Source organism: Streptomyces sp. NRRL F-5126 (assembly GCF_000721265.1).
In the GTDB taxonomy this organism is placed as follows: domain Bacteria; phylum Actinomycetota; class Actinomycetes; order Streptomycetales; family Streptomycetaceae; genus Streptomyces.
The window spans coordinates 158,097-179,437 of the sequence record NZ_JOFZ01000005.1; the positions used below are offsets into that span (position 1 = coordinate 158,097).

At 72.2% G+C, this 21,341-nt stretch carries 17 protein-coding genes; 14 read left to right on the forward strand and 3 right to left on the reverse strand.

Going from position 1 to position 21,341, the window contains the following annotated elements:
- Positions 1–188 precede the first annotated feature (188 nt).
- The 12 genes from IH48_RS0111910 to IH48_RS0111965 all read left to right on the forward strand — a co-directional run bounded on the left by IH48_RS0111910 (position 189) and on the right by IH48_RS0111965 (position 16,096).
- Positions 189–1,208 carry a P1 family peptidase gene (locus IH48_RS0111910; RefSeq protein WP_030902751.1) on the forward strand — a complete coding sequence of 340 codons (1,020 nt, stop codon included), beginning with the start codon at positions 189–191 and terminating at the stop codon, positions 1,206–1,208.
- Positions 1,209–1,432: 224 nt separating this feature from the next.
- On the forward strand, positions 1,433–2,722 hold the full coding sequence (locus IH48_RS0111915; protein WP_030902752.1) for an ABC transporter substrate-binding protein: 1,290 nt from the start codon (positions 1,433–1,435) through the stop codon (positions 2,720–2,722).
- A gap of 33 nt (positions 2,723–2,755) precedes the next feature.
- Positions 2,756–3,697 carry a carbohydrate ABC transporter permease gene (locus tag IH48_RS0111920; protein ID WP_030902754.1) on the forward strand — a complete coding sequence of 314 codons (942 nt, stop codon included), beginning with the start codon at positions 2,756–2,758 and terminating at the stop codon, positions 3,695–3,697.
- 13 nt (positions 3,698–3,710) lie between these two features.
- A complete protein-coding gene (locus IH48_RS0111925; protein WP_030902757.1) occupies positions 3,711–4,538 on the forward strand; it encodes a carbohydrate ABC transporter permease in 828 nt (275 codons plus the stop codon).
- Positions 4,535–5,596 (forward strand): LacI family DNA-binding transcriptional regulator, encoded by a 1,062-nt coding sequence (locus tag IH48_RS0111930; protein ID WP_030902759.1) that lies wholly within the window; start codon positions 4,535–4,537, stop codon positions 5,594–5,596. Before IH48_RS0111925 ends, IH48_RS0111930 begins: the two co-directional genes overlap by 4 nt.
- A gap of 89 nt (positions 5,597–5,685) precedes the next feature.
- Positions 5,686–7,638: a glycoside hydrolase 5 family protein gene (locus tag IH48_RS0111935; protein WP_030902762.1), complete on the forward strand. Its 1,953-nt coding sequence runs from the start codon at positions 5,686–5,688 to the stop codon at positions 7,636–7,638.
- A complete protein-coding gene (locus tag IH48_RS0111940) occupies positions 7,635–10,007 on the forward strand; it encodes a glycoside hydrolase family 3 N-terminal domain-containing protein (RefSeq protein WP_037841718.1) in 2,373 nt (790 codons plus the stop codon). The genes IH48_RS0111935 and IH48_RS0111940 overlap by 4 nt, the downstream gene beginning before the upstream one ends.
- A gap of 63 nt (positions 10,008–10,070) precedes the next feature.
- Positions 10,071–10,910, forward strand: coding sequence for a helix-turn-helix domain-containing protein (locus IH48_RS0111945; RefSeq protein ID WP_030902767.1), 840 nt, complete (start codon positions 10,071–10,073; stop codon positions 10,908–10,910).
- 168 nt (positions 10,911–11,078) lie between these two features.
- A complete protein-coding gene (locus tag IH48_RS0111950) occupies positions 11,079–11,942 on the forward strand; it encodes an ABC transporter ATP-binding protein (protein WP_030902769.1) in 864 nt (287 codons plus the stop codon).
- 64 nt (positions 11,943–12,006) lie between these two features.
- On the forward strand, positions 12,007–13,071 hold the full coding sequence (locus tag IH48_RS0111955) for an iron-siderophore ABC transporter substrate-binding protein (protein ID WP_030902771.1): 1,065 nt from the start codon (positions 12,007–12,009) through the stop codon (positions 13,069–13,071).
- 4 nt (positions 13,072–13,075) lie between these two features.
- Entirely contained in the window at positions 13,076–15,145 is a 2,070-nt protein-coding gene (locus IH48_RS0111960) for an iron ABC transporter permease (protein ID WP_030902772.1), read from the forward strand.
- Between the two features lie 45 nt (positions 15,146–15,190).
- Entirely contained in the window at positions 15,191–16,096 is a 906-nt protein-coding gene (locus IH48_RS0111965) for an NAD-dependent protein deacetylase (protein ID WP_030902774.1), read from the forward strand.
- A 1-nt stretch (position 16,097) separates the two neighbouring features.
- Here the strand turns inward: IH48_RS0111965 and IH48_RS0111970 are convergent, their stop codons facing one another.
- Complete coding sequence (locus tag IH48_RS0111970; RefSeq protein ID WP_324604298.1) at positions 16,098–16,805, reverse strand: helix-turn-helix transcriptional regulator; 708 nt, start codon at positions 16,803–16,805, stop codon at positions 16,098–16,100.
- A 530-nt stretch (positions 16,806–17,335) separates the two neighbouring features.
- Between IH48_RS0111970 and IH48_RS0111975 the strand changes: the two genes are divergently transcribed.
- Positions 17,336–19,069 (forward strand): glycoside hydrolase family 6 protein, encoded by a 1,734-nt coding sequence (locus tag IH48_RS0111975; RefSeq protein ID WP_030902777.1) that lies wholly within the window; start codon positions 17,336–17,338, stop codon positions 19,067–19,069.
- A gap of 71 nt (positions 19,070–19,140) precedes the next feature.
- Here IH48_RS0111975 and IH48_RS0111980 read toward each other — a convergent pair whose 3' ends face one another.
- Positions 19,141–19,563 carry a VOC family protein gene (locus IH48_RS0111980; RefSeq protein ID WP_030902779.1) on the reverse strand — a complete coding sequence of 141 codons (423 nt, stop codon included), beginning with the start codon at positions 19,561–19,563 and terminating at the stop codon, positions 19,141–19,143.
- A 117-nt stretch (positions 19,564–19,680) separates the two neighbouring features.
- Here IH48_RS0111980 and IH48_RS0111985 point away from each other — a divergent pair, with 117 nt between their 5' ends.
- A complete protein-coding gene (locus tag IH48_RS0111985; protein WP_030902782.1) occupies positions 19,681–20,655 on the forward strand; it encodes a helix-turn-helix transcriptional regulator in 975 nt (324 codons plus the stop codon).
- Here IH48_RS0111985 and IH48_RS0111990 read toward each other — a convergent pair.
- The gene (locus IH48_RS0111990; RefSeq protein ID WP_030902785.1) at positions 20,652–21,326 is read right to left on the reverse strand and encodes a TetR family transcriptional regulator; all 675 of its coding nucleotides are present in this window, start codon (positions 21,324–21,326) and stop codon (positions 20,652–20,654) included. The genes IH48_RS0111985 and IH48_RS0111990 overlap by 4 nt on opposite strands.
- Between the last annotated feature and the right edge of the window lie 15 nt (positions 21,327–21,341).

Sequence of the window (21,341 nt, forward strand, 5' to 3'; positions counted from 1 at the left end):
CTCGTGCGCACAACGCCGTGTCCCCCGTGCCATGTGGCCCCGCTGATGCGCATGGGCTCTGTACCGCGCTCTCCCGGGGGTGGGCCCGGTGGCGGGTCGACCCGCCACGCGGGTCGTGGGCACGCTCCGTGAGGGAGGGAGCGGTGTGCGCCCGTCCGCCACGCCGCGACCTGCGCGATCATTGAACGATGACTGACACGCACCAAAGCCGCCTGCGGGATTTCGGCCACCGGATCGGCCGTCTGGAGCCGGGTGGCCGCAACGCGATCACGGACGTGGCCGGGCTCCTGGTGGGCCAGAGCACCGTCGTCGACGACGCGCAGGGCATCTACTCGGGTGTCACCGCCATCGTGCCGACCGCTCTCACCGAACGCGGAGCCCGCAGCCTCCCCGCCGGGCTCCACGTCGGCAACGGCTACGGGAAGTTCGTCGGTGCCACCCAGGTCATGGAGCTCGGCGAGCTGGAGACCCCTGTCCTGCTGACGGCCACTCTCTCCACCTTCCGCGTCGCCGACGCCCTGCTCACCTGGCTGCTCGACCGGGCGCACGAGCCGCTCGTGTCGGTGAACCCGGTGGTCGGCGAGGTCAACAACGGCTGGCTCTCGACAGGGGACCCGCGCCCCGTCACCGCCGCCCACGTGCACGCCGCACTCGACGGAGCCGGCGACGCGGTGGAGATGGGCAACGTCGGCGGCGGTACGGGAGCCTGCGCCCTGGGTTTCAAGGCGGGCATCGGCACCGCTTCGCGCCGCGTGGAACTGTCCGGCCGCGCGGCCACGGTCGGTGTGCTCGTCCAGGCGAACATGGGCGGCGACCTTCGCCTTCCCTGGGGCACCGTCACCCCCGAGAGCCTGGGAGCACGCAGGGCAGGACCCTCCTCCCAGCGCGGGTCGTGTGTCGTCGTGCTGGCGCTCGACATCCCCTGCAGCGGCCTGCAACTCTCCCGGATCGCGACCCGGGGCGTCCTTGCCCTCGGCCGTGTCGGCGCCTCCTACAGCCACGGCAGCGGCGACTACGGTCTGGCCTTCTCCTCCGTCCCCTCCGACAGTCCCAGGACACTGACGCCGGCGGAGCTGGACACCGTGTTCGCGGCCGCCCTGGAATCGACGGAGGAAGCGGTCATCGACGCCCTGCTGGCCGCACGCACCATTCGGACTCCGGCGGGCCGCGAGGCCGTCGCCCTCCCGCACGAGGCGCTCCGGCCGTGAGGCGGTACGGCGCCCCCGCCCGTTCGGTGTGCCGCGCACCCTTCGAGACACACTGACGGTGCCCCAGCCGGGGCCGGTCCGGCGACTGCCGGTCCGGCCCCGCTTTCGTGCCGCACCGGGGCTTGACCCCGCCCCGTCGCGCTCATACAGTTCCCCCAGCCCACCAGGTATATCGATTAACCATCCATCATCCTTTCCACCACCCAGGTTGGAGGCAGTCAGTCGTGCGCTCATCGTTGAGTCGGCGACGGGTTCTCGCCGCGGGAGCCGGCATGGCCGCCGGCGGCGCGTCCTTCGGGCTTTCCGGCTGCGGGCTCGTGGACGGGGCGGAGGCGGACCCGGACACCATCGTCGTCCACACCCAACTCGGCACCACCGCCCCCGGATCAGCCACCTATCTCGCCGTCGTCAAACGGTTCGAGAAGGAGAACCCCGGGCTGCGGATCAAGAACCTGATCAACGGCGACGACCTGCCGCAGGTGTACGAGACCTCCCGGCTGGCCCGCAAGGAAGCCGACGTCGTCATGGTCAACCTGTACGACAAGACGCTGGCGTGGACCGGCGTCGATGCCACTGTCGACGTGAAGCCGTACCTCGACGACTGGGGACTGCGCGAGCGCATCGTGCCCGAGGCGCTGGCCGCGTGGACGGACACCGAGGGGCGGCTGCGCGCCTTCCCCTACTTCGCCACCAACTGGCCCGTCGCCTACAACACCGCGCTTCTCGGCGCCGCGGGCGTCGGCGATGTGCCCACGACGGGGGACGCCCTGATCCGGGCCGCGCGCAAGCTGCGGGCCAAGGGCGTCAGCCCCGTCACCGTCGGCGGCGAGGACTGGACCGGGCAGAAGCTCCTCGCCCAGATCATCCAGACCTGTCTGACCGCGGACGAGGCGATCCACGCCTACAGCACCGGCGACTTCGGCAGCCGCGGCGCACGTGAGGGCATCGACTACTTCGTCGCGCTGCGCGACGCCGGGGTGTTCGCCGACAAGGCGCAGGGGCTCACCTCCGACCTCATGTTCACGCAGTACAACACCGGCAGGGCGGCCGCCGAGTCCGCCCAGTCGTCGGCGCTCGCGCAGGTCCCCGACAAGGTCGCCCGGCACACCGTCGTCGGCGGCTGGCCCCTCGCACCGCACGCGGCGCACCCCAAGCCGACCATCCTGCGCGCCTTCACCCTGCTCGCACTCTGGATCAGCCCCAACGGGACGAAGAAGCTGTCCGCCGTCGAGAAGTTCATACGGTTCATGTACCGGCCGGACATCGTCTCCCGCTTCATCCGGGAGTCGGGCCGCGACATGGCTGTCAAATCGGACACCGTCACCACGCAGTTCCCTCTCGTCGGCGCCGCGCAGCGGCTCGGCGACACCGTGAGCCAGGTGGTACTGCCGGACGTCTACGTCCCCCCGGCGGCCAACCAGCCGCTGATATCGGCGACCAGCGTCGCCTTCACGCCGGGAACCAGCGCCGCAAAGGTGCGTGCCGGACTCGAGAACGCCTACCGCGGTGCCTGACGCGGCCCACCGAGCGATACTGGGGAGTTGGAAGTGACCACGCTTTCCTCGACACCGGCCCCGGCCGGTGCGTCCCGCCGGGCGCCCGGCCCGGCACCCGCCGCGGGCAGGCCGCGGCGCCGCCAGGGCGGGACGATCCTCGCCGTGCCGGCGCTGGCCTGGTACCTGATCTTCATGATCGGGCCGATGGCGGCCATCTTCGTCATCGCCGCCCTGCGCTGGCCCGGCATGCTGCAACCGGTGTCCTTCGCCGGGCTCTCCAACGTGCGCACGGTCTTCACCGACCCGGTCTTCTGGGACTCGGTGCGCAATACCGCGGTGCAACTCGCCATCGCGATACCGGTGATGATCGCCTGCTCGTACATGCTGGGCTACTACGTCGTCCAGCGGCCTCGCGGCCACCGGGTGCTGCGGTACCTGCTCTTCATCCCCGGTCTGATCTCCGCCTCCGCCAAGGCGATGGTGTTCTACGCGGTGCTCTCGCCCCAGGGCCTGCTCAACGGCGGCCTCCAGGCCGTCGGTCTCGGCTCGTGGGCCACCGCATGGCTGGCCTCACCCTCCACCGCGCTGTACTGCCTGGTGCTGCTCGACGTGTGGAGCGGCATCGGCTTCACCGCCGTACTGTTCGCCGCCCGCCTCGGCAGTGTGCCCGAGGAGCTGGGCGAGGCCGCACAGCTCGACGGCGCAGGGCACTGGCAGACCATGTGGCGCGTCCACTTCCCCGTGATCCGCGACTACGTCGGCGTCGTGACGATGCTCCAGTTCCTGTGGACCCTCTTCGGCTCCGCGCAGAACGTGCTGCTGCTCACGCAGGGCGGGCCGGGCAGTTCGTCGACGACGCTGTCGTTCCTCGTCTACCAGAAGGCGTTCATCGCGGCCGACCTCGGCTACAGCCAGACCGTCGGGGTGGTCCTCTTCCTCGTGGGGCTGGTGGGCCTACTCGTCATCCGCCGCGTCTTCCGCCAGAACTACTGATCGGAGCGGTCACGTGAAACACGGAAAGTCCTGGCTGCCCGCGCACGTACTCGCCTGGGGCTACGCCCTGCTGCTCCTCGCGCCCATCTACTACCTGATCGTCTCGGCGTTCAAGACCAACGACCAGATCTTCGCCACGCCGTTCTCGCTGCCCAGCTCGCTGTCGTTCAACAACTTCAGCCACTCGTTCGAAACCGCACACCTGGGCCCGGCCGTCATCAACTCGGTGCTCGTCACCGGCTTGGCGCTGCTGCTCACCCTCGTACTGGCCATTCCCGCGGCGTTCGCCGTCGCACGCGCCTCCGGGCGGATCGGCGCACTGGTGGAGCGGGTGTTCTCGCTCGGGTTCCTCATCCCGACCTTCGCCGCGCTCTTCCCGACCTTCCTGCTGTCCGCCGCCACCGGCCTGTTCCACACCAGGCTGTTCATGGTGCTGTTCCTGCCGGCCACGGCGATGCCGCTCTCGGTGGTGATCCTGGTGCAGTTCATGCGCACCATCCCGCGGGAGATGGAGGAGGCCGCCCGCCTGGACGGCGCCTCCACCTACACGGTGCTGCGCCACGTCTACATGCCGATGTGCCTGCCGGGCATCGCCACCGTCCTGCTGCTGAACTTCCTCAACTTCTGGAACGAGTACCTGTACTCACTCGTCATCATCGGCCCCGACTCCTCCCAGCGCACCGTGCAGGTGGCGCTGCCCACCCTGCGCGCGCTGACCGGCACCGACTACGGCGTCCTCACGGCGGGCACGATCCTGACGCTGGTGCCCGTCTGGGTGGTCTATACGCTGCTCCAGAAGCGCATGCAGCAGGCGCTGGTCAGTGGGGCGGTGAAGATGTGAGCGGGCGCACGCCGGACGCACCTCGGCAGCAGGCCGGCGGGCGTCCCACCATCAAGGCGGTGGCGGCGGCGGCCGGGGTCTCCACCGCGGCGGTCTCGCAGGCGGTCAACGGCACGGGCCGCATCTCCGAGGCGACGCGCCGCCGTGTCCTCGCGGCCGCCAAGGACCTCGGCTGGTCGCCGAACGCCTCGGCGTCAGCGCTGCGCAGCGCACGCACCAGGACCCTCGCACTTGTGGTGCGCCGCCCGACCGACGTGCTCGGCGCAGACCCCCACTTCAGCGAGCTCATCACCGGCCTCGAGGGCGAGCTCGCCCCGCTCGGGTACGGCCTCCTGCTCCACCTCGTCGCCGGCCTCGAACAGGAACGCGCCCTGTACGAGCGGCTGGTGGCGGAGGGCAGGGCCGACGGCGCGGTCCTCACCGACGCGCGCGCCGACGACCCGAGGCCCGCCCTGCTGCGCGGCCTCGGCCTGCCCGCTGTGCTGCTCGGCGGGGCCGACGCGGGCAGCGGGGTGCCCTGCGTGGGGCTGCGGCAGCAGGGGGCGGGACTGCGGGAGGCGGTGGAACACCTGCTGCTGCTCGGCCACCGCCGCATCGCCTACGTCACCGGGCCCGCCGAGCTGCGCCACACCGCGGTGCGGCTCGCGGCGTTCCGTGAGGCGCTCGCGGGCGCGCGCCTCACGCCGGCCGCCGTGGTGGAGACCGACTTCTCCGAGTCCGCCGCGCTCGCGGCGACGGAAGGCCTGCTCGCCCTGCCGGAACGGCCCACCGCCGTGGTGTACGCCAACGACTCCATGGCCGTGTGCGGCATCGGCGCCGCGCTGCGCGCCGGCCTGTCGGTGCCCGGCGACCTGTCCGTCGTCGGCTACGACAACCTGCCGCTCGGGCGCTGGATGTACCCACGGCTGACCACCGTCGACCAGCAGGTGCAGAAGGTCGGCGCGGTTGCCGCGCGCACCCTGCTCGCCGAGTGCGGGGAGGACATCGACGTCCCCCCGCTGGACGAGCGGCCCCGGCTGGTCGTACGGGAGTCCACGGGCGCGGCAGCCCGGCGCTGAAGCCGCCTCGGCCGGCCCCGTTTCGCGCTTGCCCGCGCGCCCGCGCCCACGTCACCCCGCCCCCCACACCGAAACGACCAAGAGAGACCATGAAACGCCACAGTGCACAGCTCGCCCACGACGCCCCCGTCCTGCCCTGGCTCGGCGCCAACTTCTGGTCGCGCACCGGCGGCCCCCTGATGTGGCGCACCTACGACCCGGCAGTCGTCCGCGAGGAGCTGGCGGTGCTGCGCGACCACGGCCTGAACATGACCCGCTCGTTCTTCTACTGGCCCGACTTCCACCCCGAGCCCGGCCGGATCGACGACGAACTGTGCGAGCGGTTCGCGGACTTCCTCGACGCACACACCGAACTCGGCATGGGCACCGTGCCCACGTTCATCGTGGGCCACATGTCGGGCGAGAACTGGGACCCGGCCTGGCGCGGCGGCCGCGACCTGTACGAGGACGTGTGGATGGTGGGCCGCCAGGCCTGGTTCGTCCACTCCATGACCCGGCGGTTCAAGGACCATCCGGCCGTCACCGGCTGGCTGATCACCAATGAGATGCCCGGCTACGGACGTGTCCACCAGCTCGACCCGCCCTCCAGCGATGTCGTCACGGCCTGGGCGCAGACGATGTGCCACGCGGTGCGCGCCGCGGGTGCCACCCAGCCCGTCTCCCTGGGCGACGGGGCCTGGGGCATCGAGGTGACCGGCCGCGACAACGGTTTCTCGCTGCGCGAGACCGCCGAGTACGTGGACTTCGTCGGGCCGCACGTCTACCGCTCTGACACCGACCGGGTGCGGCAGCACTACAGGGCCGCCTTCGAGTGCGAACTCGCCTCGGTCACCGGGCTGCCGGTCGTGCTGGAGGAGTTCGGACTCTCCACCGACACCGTCTCCGCGGAAGCTGCCGCGATCTACTACCGGCAGACCCTGCACAACTCCCTGCTCGGCGGCGCCACCGGCTGGATGGCCTGGAACAACACCGACTACGACGCCCTGTGGGAACAGCCGCCCTACGACCATCACCCGTTCGAGATGCACTTCGGCATCACCGACGGGCAGGGCGCGCCGAAGCCTCCCCTGCGGGAACTCGCCGCGTTCGCCGAAATCCTGGAGGCCACGGACTTCGCCCGCTGCCGCCGCACCGACGCCGACGCGGCCCTCGTCGTGCCCGCTTTCCTGGAACGCGGCTATCCGTACAGCAGGCCGGCCGACCGCCCCCTCATCTTCACCTCGCTCCACCAGGGTTACGTGGCCGCGCGCGCCGCCGACCTGCCGGTCGCGCCGGCCCGCGAGGCGGACGGCCTGCCCGGCACCGCCCGGCTCTACCTGCTGCCTTCCACGCGGCAGTTCACCACCCGCACGCGCCGGGAGCTGGAACGCAGGGCGAGGGACGGGGCGACGGTGTACCTGTCGTTCTGCTCGGGAGAGCACCCGGTCACACGCGGCCCGTGGTTCGACGGGCTGGACGCGCTGTTCGGTGTGGAACACCAACTCACCTACGGGGTCGCCGAACCCATCGAGGACGACGTCCTGGAGATGACGTTCACGGAGAACTTCGGCGGCATCGAGGCCGGCCGCACCCTGACGTTCCGCGTGGCGGGCAACGAGGACAGCCGCGCCTACCTGCCCGTGGTGCCGCGCGGCGCCCGCGTGATCGCCACCGACGCGCACGGCAGGCCGGCGCTGCTGTGCCACACCACGGGCCGGGGCCGCACCGTGCTCGCGACCTACCCCCTCGAACACATGGCGGCGCGCAGCGCCCGCGTCAACCCGGAGCAGACCCATCTGCTGTACGCGGCACTGGCCGAGGTGGCGGGTGTTTCGCGACCGGTGACCGTGGACTCGCCCCACGTCGCCGCCGACACCCTGGAGCACGAGGACGGCCGCCGCTTCGTCTGGCTGGTCAGCCAGAGCGACGAGGAGCTGACGGTGCGGCCCGAGTCCGCGGGGCCGCTTCGTGAGCTGCGGGGCGGCGACGCGGTGGACACGGTGACGCTGGCCCCGTTCGGTGTCCGCGTCCTGGAACTCGGCCCGCGCCGGGAGGAGTCGTGAGCGGCAGGGACACGGCCGAACCGCCGCTCTACCGTGACCCGTCGGCGTCCGTCGCGGATCGGGTCGCCGACCTGCTCGGCCGGATGACGCTCGCCGAGAAGGCGGGACAGGTCAACCAGCGCATGTACGGCTGGCACGCCTACGAACGCACCCCGTCCGGGTTCAGGCTCACCGACGCCTTCCGCGCCGAGGTGGACGCGTTCGGCGGCATGGGCGCGCTCTACGGGCTGCAGCGTGCCGACCCCTGGTCGGGCGTGACGTTCGCCGACGGTGTGCGCGCCGAGGACGCGGCGGAACTCGCCGCCGCCGTGCAGCGCCACGTCGCGGGGAACACCAGGCTCGGCATCCCCGTGCTGATGGTGGAGGAGGTGCCGCACGGCCATCAGGCGCTCGACGGCACCGTCCTGCCGGTGAACCTGGCGGTGGGGGCGAGCTGGGACCCCGCGCTGTACGAGGAGGCAGCCCACGCGTGCGCCGCCCAACTGCGCGCCAGGGGCGGGCATGTGGCGCTGGTGTCGGCCCTTGACCTGGTGCGTGACCCCCGCTGGGGACGCACCGAGGAGTGCTTCGGCGAGGACCCGTACCTGGCCGCCCGGTTCACCGAGGCCCTCGTGCGCGGCATGCAGGGCGACGTGCGAGGCGGGAACGGGCGCGGGGAAGGGGACGGGCGCGGGGACGGGACGCCGTTCGCGCCCGACCGCGCCGCTGTCGTCCTCAAGCACTTCGCGGGCCAGGGCTCCACCGTCGGCGGACGCAACAGCCCCGCCACCGAGCTCGGCGCACGCGAACTCCACGAGATCCACCTGCCCGCCGCGCGGGCCGGGGTGCGCGCGGGCGCCGCGGGGCTGATGGCCGCCTACAACGAGTTCGACGGGCTGCCGTGCGCGGCCTCACGTCCCCTGCTGACGGAACTGCTGCGCGAACGCTGGAAGTTCGACGGCATCGTGATGGCCGACGGTCGGGCCGTCGACCGGCTGGTGCGGCTCGCCGGGGACGAGGCGTCGGCCGCGGCGCTCGCCCTTGAGGCCGGCACCGACATGGGCCTGTGGGACGACTGCTTCCCCCGGCTCGTGGAGGCGGTGGAACGCGGCCTCGTCGCCGAGGACGTCCTCGACACGGCCGTCGCGCGCGTCCTGACGCTCAAGTTCCGGCTCGGCCTCTTCGACGGCCACGCCACCACCGCGACCACCACAACGGAGACGCCGGGGGGCGTTCCCACCGCACGCGCGAGGGAGGCGAGCGAGGCGCTGGCCCGTGCCTGCGTCGTCCTGCTGGAGCACGACGAAAGCACACTGCCGTTCGGCGACCGCATGCGGTCGCTCGCCGTCCTCGGACCCAACGCAGACTCGGTGCCCCAGCAGATCGGCGACTACACCGCGCCGCAGCCGCCGGGCTCCGGCACCACCGTCCTCGAAGGCATCCGCGCGGCCGCGCCCGCCGGGGTCCGCGTCACGTACGGGCGGGGCAGCGGACTCGTCAGCGACGACGACTCCGCGCTGCCCGAGGCGGTACGCCTCGCCGCCGAGGCGGACGCGGCGGTGCTGGTGCTCGGCGGGTCGAGCGCACGCGAGCCGGACACCCGCTTCGAGGACAACGGCGCCGCGGTCGTCGGTTCGGCGCGCCCGGCCGGCATGACGAGCGGCGAGGGGGTCGACCTGGCCGACCTGGCGCTGCCGGCCGGCCAGCGTGCGCTGCTCGACGCCGTCGCCGCCACCGGGACACCCGTGGTCGTCGTCCTGGTCCAGGGCCGCCCGCACGCCCTCGACGACCTGTCCGGCCGGGTCGGCGCACTGCTCAGCGCCTGGTATCCGGGGCCGTGGGGAGGCGCGGCGGTCGGCGAGATCCTGTTCGGGCGCGTGGCGCCGTCCGGCAGGCTGCCGGTGTCCGTGCCGCGCTCGGCGGCCGCGCTCCCCGTCCACTACAACGCCAAGGACCACGGCTACCGGGGCTACGTGGACCAGCCGGCCACGGCACGCTACCCGTTCGGGCACGGGCTCTCGTACACCACCGTCGAGTACGGGGAGCCCCGGCTGTCCCGGGAGCGGGTGACGACGGGCGACCCGGTGACCGAGTGCACGGTCCGGGTCGCCAATACGGGTGGGCGCGCGGTGCGGGAGACGGTGCAGCTGTACATCCGCCGCCTGAGCGGCGGTACGTCGTGGCCCCGGGTACGGGAGCTGCGCGACTTCCTGGGCGCCGAGCTCGCCCCCGGCGAACACACCGACGTGGTCTTCCGGGTCGACGCGCACACCTTGGAGTCCGTCACCCGCGGGCTGGAACGGGAGGTGGAAGCGGGAGAGGTGGAGATCGAGGTGGGCTCCTGTGCTGCCACTGCCCGGGGAGTGCGGCTGGTGGTGGAGCCGGCCTGAGTACGGCCCCCGGATAGACTCGTGCGCATGGCTCGATCGTCCCGTGGTGAGGGGAACCCCGGGATGTGGCTGCGCGAGGCCGGCACCGAGGTGCGCCGGGTTGCCGCGCTTGCGCAGCAGGCGGCGGCGCCCTTCGCCATCACCGCCGGGTTCCGCATTCCGCGCGTGCCCACCGAGTGGGCACCGCACTCGCATCCGTCGCACGAGCTCGTCTGGGTACGGGGCGGAACGCTGACGTCCCGCGTGGGCAACCGCGTCTTCACCGTCTCCGAGGGGCACGGGCTGTGGATGCCCGCCGGTGTGGTGCACGGGGGACGGGCCACGGCCGGCGCGCGGTTCCACGACGCCGTCTTCGCCCCCGACCGCACGCCGGTCGACTTCGGGGAACCGAGAACGATCGCGATGACACCGTTGCTCGAAGCGCTGCTGACCCACCTGTCCCGCACGGATCTCGACGCGGCCGCCAGGGCGCGGGCGGAGTCGGTCGTGTTCGACGTACTGCGGCCGTCCGAGCGCCAGTTCGCGCTGCGGCTGCCCGACGACACGCGGATCGACGCGATCGCCGAGGCCCTGCTCGACGATCCGGCCGACGGCCGCTCGCTGGAGGAGTGGGCGCTGCGGCTGGGGATCAGCGAGCGCACGGTCACCCGCGCGTTCCGGCACGCGACGGGTCTCTCCTTCGCGCAGTGGCGGCAGATGCTGCGCGTGCACCGGGCACTGACCCTCCTGTCGCAGGGCTTCGATGTGATGACGGTCTCCGAGACCCTCGGGTATGCGCAGCCCAGCTCCTTCATCGCCGCCTTCCGCCGGATCATGGGAACCACGCCCGGCGCCTTCTTCGACGCGGCCGGCGGGTCCTCGGGTGATGTCCGGAATCCCGTACCGGATGTCCAGAACTCCTGATTGTCGGCCTGGCGAGCGGACTATAACCTGCTCGAAGTTAGGTAACCCTTAGTTGGTGCTCGACGTGAACGGCCCTGCCCGTTCGCGGTCGAGTGCGCGGTCCGGCCGGTGACGGCCGGCCGGAGGGGTGCCGCTGGTCCTCGCCCCTCCGACCCTCCGGACTCGTCGATGTTCACACGCCCCTTCCGGCACGCCGGCCGCCCGGCTGCCCGCACCGCCGCATCGGTGTCCGCACTGCGCGGGCACGACCTGGTACTGCGGTACGACGGCACACCGGTCGTCCACGGCGTCTCGATCGACCTGGCACCCGGCCGCGCGACCGCCCTGGTGGGGCCCAACGGCAGCGGGAAGTCCACGCTGCTGCGGGCGCTGTCCCGGCTGCACCGGGTGGACGGCGGCCGGGTGACGCTCGGGGCCGACGACGGACTCCCGGAGCGCGACGCGGCGCTGCTCAGCGCCCGCGGGTTCGCCCGTGAGGTCACGCTCTTCTCCCAGTCGAGGCCCGCGCCCCAGGGGTTGACGGTCACGGAGGTCGTGGCCTTCGGACGCCACCCCTACCGCCGGGGCTTCGGCGGACTCGGCGACGAGGACAGGACCGCCATCGAGCGCGCCATGGGGGTCACCGGCGTAACGGACATGGCCGGACGGCCGGTCGGGGAACTGTCCGGCGGCGAGATGCAGCGCGTCTGGCTCGCGGCGTGCCTGGCCCAGGACACCGGCGTCGTGCTGCTGGACGAACCGACCAACCACCTCGACCTGCGCTACCAGGTCGAGACGCTCGACCTGGTGCGCGACCTCGTGGAGGAGCACGGCATCGCGGTCGGGATCGTGCTGCACGACCTCGACCAGGCGTCACGCGTCGCGGACACGCTGGTCCTGATGCGCTCGGGCCGGGTGCACGCGGCGGGCCCACCCGCCGACGTCCTCACTGCCGGGAACATCGGCGAGGTCTACGACATCCGGGTCGAGGTCGGCACGGACCCCCGCACCGGCCGTCTCCGCATCGACCCCGTCGGGCGCCACCCCGCCTGAGGCGGGGCTCCCGCTCCACAACACACCGCACACATCACACGTACCGCAAGAAAGAAGCCCCCTCATGAACCGTGCCCGTCGCCTGGCGGCGTCAGCCGCCACAGGGCTCGCCCTCCTCGCCGCAACGGCCTGCGGCACGACCGACGTCGGCAAGACGGAGGCCGGCGGCGGCGCGAGCGCGTCGCCCGCGTCGAAGGACTGCGCCTCGGACACCACGACCACCTCCACCGAGCCCGTCTCCTTCAAGGACGGCGTGGGCCGTCAGGTGAAGCTCGCCAAGCCCGCCAAACGCATCGCGGTCCTGGAGTGGCAGCAGGTCGAGGACGCGCTGACCCTGTGCGTCACCCCCACCGCGGTCGCGGACGCGAAGGGGTACAGGACCTACGACAGTGCGGAGAAGCTGCCCAGCGGTGTGACGAACATCGGCACCCGCGAGGAGCCCGACCTCGACACCCTCTACGCGTCGAAGCCCGACCTCATCGTCGTGGAGGCGTTCCACGCCGACGACGAGACCATCAAGAAGCTGGAGAAGCGCGGCGTCCCCGTGATGGCCACCCGGGGCGCGAACCCGGACGACCCGATCGGGAACATGCGGCAGGTGTTCAGCATGATCGCCAAGGCGACGGGCCGCACCGAGCGGGCCGGCCAGGTGCTGAAGGAGTTCGACCAGCACCTGGCAGAGGCCAAGCGGAAGGTCGCCGACGCCGCCCTGCCGACGAAGCGCTTCCTGTTCTTCGACGGATGGCTGCAGGGCGGCAACCTCACCATCCGCCCCTACAGCGACGGCGCCCTGTTCACGGAGATAGGCAGGCAACTCGGCATGAAGCCCGCGTGGACCGACGCCGTCAACAAGGACCACGGGCACGGCGGCGTCGACCCCTCCTACGGCCTCGCCCAGACGGACGTCGAGGGACTCACCGCCGTGGGTGACGCCAACCTCTTCTACGCCAACGACGACGGAGCCGGAGGCTACGTCAAGGCACTGGAGAAGAACCCCATCTGGCGTGACCTCCCGGCCGTGAAGGAGGGCCGCGCGCACTCGTTCCCCGCGGGTGTGTGGGGCGCCGGCGGGCCGCGCTCCTGCGAGCAGGCCATCGACGCGTACGCCGACGTTCTCGACAAGAAGTGAACAAGTGAGCACACCGCGGACGCCCGCACGCGGCGGCGGCCCCACCGGAGCGGCCGTGCTCGCGGCGCTCCTCGCCGTCACGGCCCTGGTGGGCATGTGGCATCTGACGCAGGGGACTTCGGACGTCGGCGTCGGCGACCTCGTACGGTACCTGGCCGGGGAAGGACAGCACGGTGGCGCGCCGGTCGGTGAGATCCTCACAGGCTCGCGCCTGCCGCGCCTGCTGGCCGGTGTGGCGGTCGGCTTCGCACTCGGCGCCGCCGGGGCGCTCCTCCAGTCCGTCACGCACAACGCACTCGCCTCGCCCGACACCCTCGCGGTCACGGCCGGGGCCTATTTCACCCTCACCCTCGTCGCGGCGTTCGGCCTCACCGTCCCGCTGTGGGCGTCGGGCGCCGTCGCGTTCGCCGGCGGCCTCGCCGCGGCGGCCCTCGTGCTGCTCCTCGCGGGCCGGGCGGCGAGCACCGCGGGCACCCGCCTCGTCCTCGCCGGATCGGCGACGGCGATGGCGCTCGACGCGGCGACCGGTGCGCTCCTCATCCTGTTCGACCAGAACACGACCGGCCTCTTCGCCTGGGGGAGCGGCTCCCTCGCGCAGTTGAACATCGACGCGTCGGTACGCGCCTGGCCCCTCGTGGCCGTCGTGCTGTGCCTGGCGCTCGCACTGTCGCGGCGGCTGGACGTGATGGCCCTCGGCGACGACACCGCGTCCACCCTCGGCGTGCCGATCCGCGCCACCCGGGTGACCGCCGTGCTCTGCGCGGTGCTGCTGACGAGCACGGCGGTGACACTCGCGGGACCGATCTCGTTCGTCGGCCTCGGCGCCCCCGTCCTGATCCGCCTGATCGCGGGGCGGGTCCGGGCGCTGCGCCGGCATCTCTACTCGGTGCCCGCCACCGGTCTTGCCGGCGCGCTGCTCATCCTGCTCGCGGACGCGGTCCTGCGTGCGGTGCAGGGCGCGGACGGCGCCGCCGCCATCCCCACGGGCGTGCCGACCGCCCTGCTCGGCTCCGTCGTGATCGTGGTCCTCGCGCTGCGCCTGCGCGACACGGGCCAGGCCCGGCGGCCCGCGCACGCCCGGGTCGCCGCACGGTCGCGCCGCGCGTTCGTCCTCGTGGTGCTCGGCTCGGTGGCACTGCTGGCAGCGGTGGCCTTCGTGGCGGTCCTCGCGGGGAGTCTCTGGCTGCGGACAGGGGACGTCGCGCTCTGGGCCAGGGGCGGCGCGCCCGGCCTGATCGGCCAGGCGCTCGACGACCGGGTCCCGCGCGTGATCGCCGCGGTTCTCGCCGGCGCCGCGCTCGGACTGGCCGGATGCGTCGTGCAGGGCGCCGTGCGCAACCCTCTCGCCGAGCCCGGGGTGCTCGGCATCACGGCGGGTGCCGGGCTCGGCGCGGTGAGCGTCGTCACGTCGGGGCTGCCGGGCGGACGGCCCGTGCTCATCGCGGTGGCGGTCGCGGCGGGCCTCGCCACGTTCGGGGTGATCGCCCTGCTGTCCTGGCGCGGCGGCTTCCTGCCCGACCGGTTCGTGCTGGTCGGCATCGGCTGCGGGTACGGACTGACCTCCGTCACCACCTTCCTGCTGCTGCACGCCGACCCGTACAACACACCCCGCATCTTCACCTGGCTCTCCGGCACGACCTACGGCCGCACGCTGTCCGACGCCGTGCCGGTCGCGGTGGCGCTGGCGCTCGCGCTTCCCGCGCTGCTCGCCATGCGCGGACGGCTCGATCTGCTCGCCGTCGACGAGGACACCCCGCGCATCGTCGGCGTCAAGGTCGAACGCACGCGCTTCGCCGCCCTGGCCATCGCCGCGGTGCTCGCGGCGCTCAGCGTGATCGCCGTCGGCGTCGTCGGCTTCGTGGGGCTCGTGGCCCCGCACCTCGCGCGTTCGCTGGTGGGCGCACGGCACGGCCGTGCGATCCCGGTCGCGATGGTGCTGGGCGCGGTGCTGGTCTGCGTGGCCGACGCCCTGGGCCGCACGGTCGCCGCACCCGCCCAGGTGCCCGCCGGGCTCATGATCGCGCTGGTCGGCGCGCCGTACTTCGTGTGGGTGCTCCGGCGTTCCCGCGTGTGACGCCGAGCCGCGCCCGCCCCCGTCCGGCTTCCGTACCCTGGCAGCATGCGCATACGCCCGACTCTGAGCTGGACCCCCGCCGAGGACCTGCCGCCGGGCACCACCGATCTCACGCCGGTCGTCGACGCGCTGACCGCGGGCGGCGTGCTGGTACTCAGCGGTGCCGGCATCTCCACCGAGTCGGGCATCCCCGACTACCGGGGCGACGGCGGGAGCCTGAGCCGGCACACGCCGATGACGTACCAGGCCTTCACGGCGACCTCAGGGGCCAGGCGCCGGTACTGGGCGCGCAGCCACCTCGGGCGGCGCTCCTTCGTCCGCGCCCGCCCCAACGCCGGGCACCGGGCCGTGGCCGCGTTCGCACGGCACGGCGCGCTCTCGGGGGTGATCACCCAGAACGTCGACGGCCTGCACCAGGCGGCCGGCAGCGAAGGCGTCGTGGAACTCCACGGGAGTCTCGACCGGGTGCTCTGCCTCACCTGCGGAGCGTTCAGCGCCCGCGGTGAACTCGCCGGGCGACTGGAGCGGGCCAACGTGGGTTTCGAGCCGGTCGCCGCCGGGATCAACCCGGACGGGGACGCCGACCTGACCGACGAGCAGGTCGTGGGCTTCCGCGTGGTGCCGTGCCTCGACTGCGGGGGTGTCCTCAAGCCGGACGTCGTGTTCTTCGGGGAGACGGTTCCGCCCGCGCGCGTCGAGCACTGCCGTGAGCTGGTCCGCCGGGCGACGTCGCTGCTGGTGCTCGGGTCGTCGTTGACGGTGATGTCCGGATTCCGGTTCGTGCGCCAGGCGGCCGAGGCCGGGAAGCCGGTGCTGATCGTCAACCGGGATCCGACCAGGGGCGATCCGCATGCCGTCACCCGGGTCGCGCTGCCCCTGGGCACGGCGCTGACCACGGTGGCGGATCGGCTGGGCATCGTGCTCGACGCCGGGCCCGCTGAGGTCGCATGACCTAGGAGATGCCCCGCTCGCCCAGCCGGTCCCAGAAGTGCTGCTGGATGTCCGCCAGGTAGGCGGCGCCCGCACGCCCGGCGTTGTGCGAGCTGCTGCCCTCGCCCCAGTTCGTGCTGGCCGCCATCAGGGCCTGGTACCCCTTGTGGACGTGCGCCAGCGCGTCCTGTACATCCCGTTTGGGCAGGCCGACCGTCTCCCGCACCGGGCCGACGTAGCCCTGCCAGCGGGTCGTGGCGGCGCTGACCAGCATCTCGGTCAGCCGCGGTGCACGGCCGGTGAAGCTGATCAGCGAGGACAGCGGCAGCGCCAGCGCGTCGGCCAGCTCCGCCGCCTGCCGGTCGTTGCCCTCCCACCGGCCGTCGTTCTCGGCGCGCTGGTAGACGGCGACGTCCATGCCGATGGCCATGGCGAGGTCGACGACGCCGATGCCGCGCGCGAGGCGGTACTCGCGCAGCGTACGAGGGGCGCCGAGCAATTCGCCCGGCGCGCACCACAACGCGCCCGCCAGAGCGGTCAGTTCCTTCTCGGTGGGACGATCGCGACCCTGCTCCCACGCGATGACGGTCGCGGTGGGGACCTGAACGCCGTATGCGGCCCGCAGGGCGTGGGCGACGTGGGCAGGGGTCATGCCGAGCGCTTCGCGCATGCGCCGCGCGGCCCCGGCGTCGAAGGGCGGCCCGCCCGCCGTTCCTGCCGTCGTGTTCACGGGCACACCGTAAGTGACGCGCACGCGCCGCGCCTACAGTGCGGAACGCCAAGACTCGCCCGGAGTGCCGTGGAGCAACTCCGTAGGAACGTACGGGGGAGCCGGTGGGCGGTCCGGAACGTATCGCCGCCTGGACCGCCCACCATCGTCCTGAGCGCCGCCAAGCGTTCAGGAGTTGCACGAACTGCTGAGGAGTGACTATTAGTGGGAGCGCTCCCATAATGAGCAGCATGTCAGGAGCCCGTCAAGTGCCCGTCGGCCCGCGAACGATGGATTCGAGGCAAAGTCGGCCGAAGTGCCGTGCCCTCTGTTCATCGCTGCCGCCGAGCGCTACCTTCACTCGCACCAGTGGGAGCGATTCCATCGGACGGCGCGTCCGCCAAGACGCGAAGAGCTGTCAGGGGTCGCTCATGCGACACCTTCCGTGTTCAGGACTTTGACGCCGTCCGCAGTTCGGCCGCGCCCCTCCCGGGCGCGATCGCGCATCCGTACGTGCAGCACGTCCGTCCAACAGGAGGGAAAGCACGCTCATGAACCGCACGAGATCCGCGGTGTTCGCCGCTCTCACCCTCGTCGCCGGAAGCTCCTGCATGGCGCTCGGCGCCGCGCCCGCCGGCGCCGCTACCGCCTCGGTGCCCTGCACCGTCGACTACCAGGTCCAGAACCAGTGGTCCACCGGGTTCACCGCCGCCGTCACGGTCACCAACAACGGCTCTGCGAAGTCGAATTGGTCGCTGAAGTGGTCCTACGCAGGCGACCAGCAGGTCACCGGCGGCTGGAGCGCGCAGATCCGGCAGAGCGGCGCCGCCGTGACCGCGACCAACGAGAGCTACAACGGAGCGCTCGCCTCCGGTGGGTCGGTCGGCTTCGGTTTCCAGGGCACCTACGGCGGCACCAACGCCGTCCCCGCCACCTTCACCCTCGACGGGGTGACCTGCAACGTCGACGACGGAAGCGGCGGCGATGACGGCGGCGGTGGCGACAACGGCGGCGGTGCCACCGACCCGAGCGGCCGCGTCGACAACCCCTACGTCGACGCCAAGGTCTACGTGAACCCCGAGTGGTCCGCGCACGCCGCCGCCGAGCCGGGCGGCAGCCGCGTCTCCGGCGAGCCCACCGCCGTCTGGCTCGACAGCATCGGCACGATAGACGGCGTGAACGGCGCCATGGGGCTGCGCGACCACCTCGACACGGCCCTGACGCAGAAGGGCTCGGGCGAACTGGTCGTCCAGCTGGTCATCTACGACCTGCCGGGGCGCGACTGCGCCGCTCTCGCCTCCAACGGCGAGCTCGGGCCCACCGACATCGACGCGTACGAGACCCAGTACATCGACCCGATCGCCTCGATACTCTCCGACCCGAAATACGCCGGGCTGCGGATCTCCACCATCGTCGAGCCCGACTCCCTGCCCAACCTGGTCACCAACGCGGGTGGCACCGACACCACCACCGAGGCGTGCACGACCATGAAGGCCAACGGCAACTACGAGAAGGGCGTCAGCTACGCCCTGGAGAAGCTCGGCGCCATCCCGAACGTGTACAACTACATCGACGCCGCCCACCACGGCTGGCTCGGCTGGGACACCAACCTGGACCCGGCCGTACAGGAGTTCCACAAGGTGGCGACCACCAACGGCGCCAGTGTGGACGACGTCGCGGGCTTCATCGTCAACACCGCCAACTACAGCGCCACCACCGAGCCGTACTTCAAGGTCACCGACAGCGTGAACGGGCAGACGGTGCGCCAGTCCACGTGGGTGGACTGGAACAACTACGTGGACGAGCAGTCCTACGCCCAGGCGCTGCGCACCAAGCTCGTCTCGGCCGGCTTCGACTCCGGTACCGGCATGTTGATCGACACCTCGCGCAACGGCTGGGGCGGATCCGCACGGCCGACCGGCGCGGGCCCGCTGACCTCGGTGGACGACTACGTCAACGGCGGCCGGATCGACCGCCGCATCCACGTCGGCAACTGGTGCAACCAGAGCGGCGCGGGCCTCGGAGAGCGTCCGACCACGGCCCCGGCCGCCGGCATCGACGCCTACGTATGGGCCAAGCCCCCGGGCGAGTCGGACGGATCGAGCACCGCGATCCCCAACGACGAGGGCAAGGGCTTCGACCGGATGTGCGACCCGACGTACGGAGGCAACGCACGCAACGGCAACAACCCCACGGGCGCGCTGCCGGACGCGCCGCTGGCCGGGCACTGGTTCTCCGCCCAGTTCCAGCAGCTGATGCAGAACGCCTACCCGCCGCTGCCGTGACCGGCGGCGCGTGAACAGCCCGCCGGGGCCCGGGTGTTCGGGCCCGGGCCCCGGCGGACAGCACAAGACGCTCAGCCGTTGTGAGGAGCGGTGACGTCCAGGACCCAGGTGACACCGAACCGGTCGGTGAGCATGCCGTACAACGGCGCCCACTGAGCGGGCCCCAGCGGCCGCACGACGGCCGAGCCCTCGGCGAGCCCGTCCCACAGGGCGGCGATCTCCTCGGCGCCGTCCCCGCGTACGGAGACGAAGAACGCGTTCTCGCCCTGGGACCAGGGGAGTTGCGAGGGCACGTCGTAGGCCATGACGTGGAAGCCGTTGTCGCCGGCCACTTCCCCCCACATCACCCAGTCCGCCTCGCTCTCGTCCCCCACCGCGCCCGCGTCCTTGTACGTGACCACGGCAGTGCGTCCGCCGAAGACGGACCGGTAGAACTCCAGCGCCTCGTGCGCCGTGCCCCGGAAGTTGAGATGAGTGGTGGTCGTGACGGACATGTCGGTGCTCCTCGCATCGGTGTGGCCATTCGCTCGTGTGCCACCATGGCGAATGAAGAGGACAGGTTGTGTCCTGCACTCGTGTCCTGCACGTACGACGGAAACGCGGGTCTCCTCATGCAGAAGACGTCCTCCCGGCTGCTCGCGCTGCTCTCGCTGCTGCAGACGCACCGAGAATGGCCCGGCGAGCGGCTCGCCCAGCGCCTCGATGTCACCGCGCGCACCGTGCGCCGTGACATCGACCGCCTGCGCGAGCTCGGCTACCGGATCACGGCTGTCAAGGGCCCGGCCGGCGGATACCGGCTGGACGCCGGCGCACACATGCCACCTCTGCTCTTCGACGACGATCAGGCCGTGGCCCTGGCCGTCGCGCTGGGCACCGCGGCCACCGGCGCGGCCGTGGCCGAGGACGCGGCCCGCGCCCTCGCCGCCCTCCGCCAGGTCATGCCGCCCCGCCTGCGCCACCGCATCGACTCGCTGCGCTTCACCGCCGTCCGGCCGCCCGATCCCCATGGCGGGCCCGACATCGACACCGCGACCCTGGTGGAGCTGAGCCGGGTCATCCACGCACGGGAGGAACTGCGCTTCGACTACACGTCAGGTCCCGGCGGCCCGCCCGGCGACACCCGCCGCACGCAACCCCACCATCTGGTCACCTGGTCAAGCCGCTGGTACCTCGTGGCCTGGGACCTCGACCGTGACGACTGGCGCATCTTCCGCGCCGACCGCATACGGACCCGTGTACCCACCGGCCCGCGCTTCGACCCGCGCGAACTCCCGGGCGGCGACGTCTCCGCCTTCCTGACCGGCAGGTTCCGCGGCAGCGAAGGACCTGCCGCCGACTGGCCCTGCCGGGGCGAAGTCGTCCTCCACCGTCCCGCCGCCGACGTGGCACCCTTCGTCCAGGACGGCAGCGTCGAGGTACTCGGTCCCCGCCACTGCCGGCTCACTCTCGGCTCGTGGTCATGGACCGGGCTCGCGGCCGCCGTCGGCCGCTTCGACGCCGACGTGGACGTCATCGGACCGCCCGAACTGTCCCGGGCGTGCGAGGAACTCGCCGCCCGCTACGCCCGCGCCTGCTCCCGAACCTAGGAGGCCTGAACGGGACTTGCCGGGCCCAGGCCGATCAGCAGAGCCGTGAGGACGCGGCGCAGGCGGGGTTCCGTCTCGACGAGGGCGTGGCCGAGCCGCGGGTCGCTCGTGTAGAGCTCCCGCAGGCGAGCACCGGGCGTGGCCATCTGCCACAGGGCCCCGGCCATGCCGGTCGCGGTGGCGACCGTGTCGACGGCCGGTTGCTCGCCCAGGCCGAGCAACCGGTGCAGCTCAGCGCCGATCCGCGAGACCTCCTCCAGGGTGATGAGCTTGAACGTGCGCACGGCCTCGATGGACACGTTGCGCTCCAGGTTCAGGGGCGCCTGGGCCAGCAGGTCGCAGAACAGCGGGCGCGCCGCCAGTGTGGCGGCGAAGGCGGCGGCGACCTCCGCCGGCGCGGCTTGTTCGCGCTGCCCGAGGTCCGCGCGCAGCGCGGCGGACCACTCCCGCCAGCCCTCGGCGGTGAGGTCGAGGAAGATCTGCTCCCGCGTCTCGAAGTACCGCAGCAACGCCGACTTGTGCATGCCCACCTCGGCGGCGATGTCGGTGAGCGTGACTTCCCGTATGCCGCGCCGGGCGCCGAGGGCACGGGCCGCGTCGAGGATCGAGGCCTCGCGCGCCTGCTTGGCCTGGGCGCTGCGGGCCCGCTGGAACGCGGCCTGATCAGTCATGCACGCCATGATAGG

Bases quoted from the DNA above. Each gene is read 5' to 3' on its own strand.
- IH48_RS0111910 (WP_030902751.1), top strand. From the start codon at position 189: ATGACTGACACGCACCAAAGCCGCCTGCGGGATTTCGGCCACCGGATC.
- IH48_RS0111935 (WP_030902762.1), top strand. From the start codon at position 5,686: ATGAAACGCCACAGTGCACAGCTCGCCCACGACGCCCCCGTCCTGCCC.
- IH48_RS0111945 (WP_030902767.1), top strand. From the start codon at position 10,071: ATGTGGCTGCGCGAGGCCGGCACCGAGGTGCGCCGGGTTGCCGCGCTT.
- IH48_RS0111950 (WP_030902769.1), top strand. From the start codon at position 11,079: ATGTTCACACGCCCCTTCCGGCACGCCGGCCGCCCGGCTGCCCGCACC.
- IH48_RS0111955 (WP_030902771.1), top strand. From the start codon at position 12,007: ATGAACCGTGCCCGTCGCCTGGCGGCGTCAGCCGCCACAGGGCTCGCC.
- IH48_RS0111965 (WP_030902774.1), top strand. From the start codon at position 15,191: ATGCGCATACGCCCGACTCTGAGCTGGACCCCCGCCGAGGACCTGCCG.
- IH48_RS0111975 (WP_030902777.1), top strand. From the start codon at position 17,336: ATGAACCGCACGAGATCCGCGGTGTTCGCCGCTCTCACCCTCGTCGCC.
- IH48_RS0111980 (WP_030902779.1), bottom strand. From the start codon at position 19,563: ATGTCCGTCACGACCACCACTCATCTCAACTTCCGGGGCACGGCGCAC.
- IH48_RS0111985 (WP_030902782.1), top strand. From the start codon at position 19,681: ATGCAGAAGACGTCCTCCCGGCTGCTCGCGCTGCTCTCGCTGCTGCAG.
- IH48_RS0111990 (WP_030902785.1), bottom strand. From the start codon at position 21,326: ATGACTGATCAGGCCGCGTTCCAGCGGGCCCGCAGCGCCCAGGCCAAG.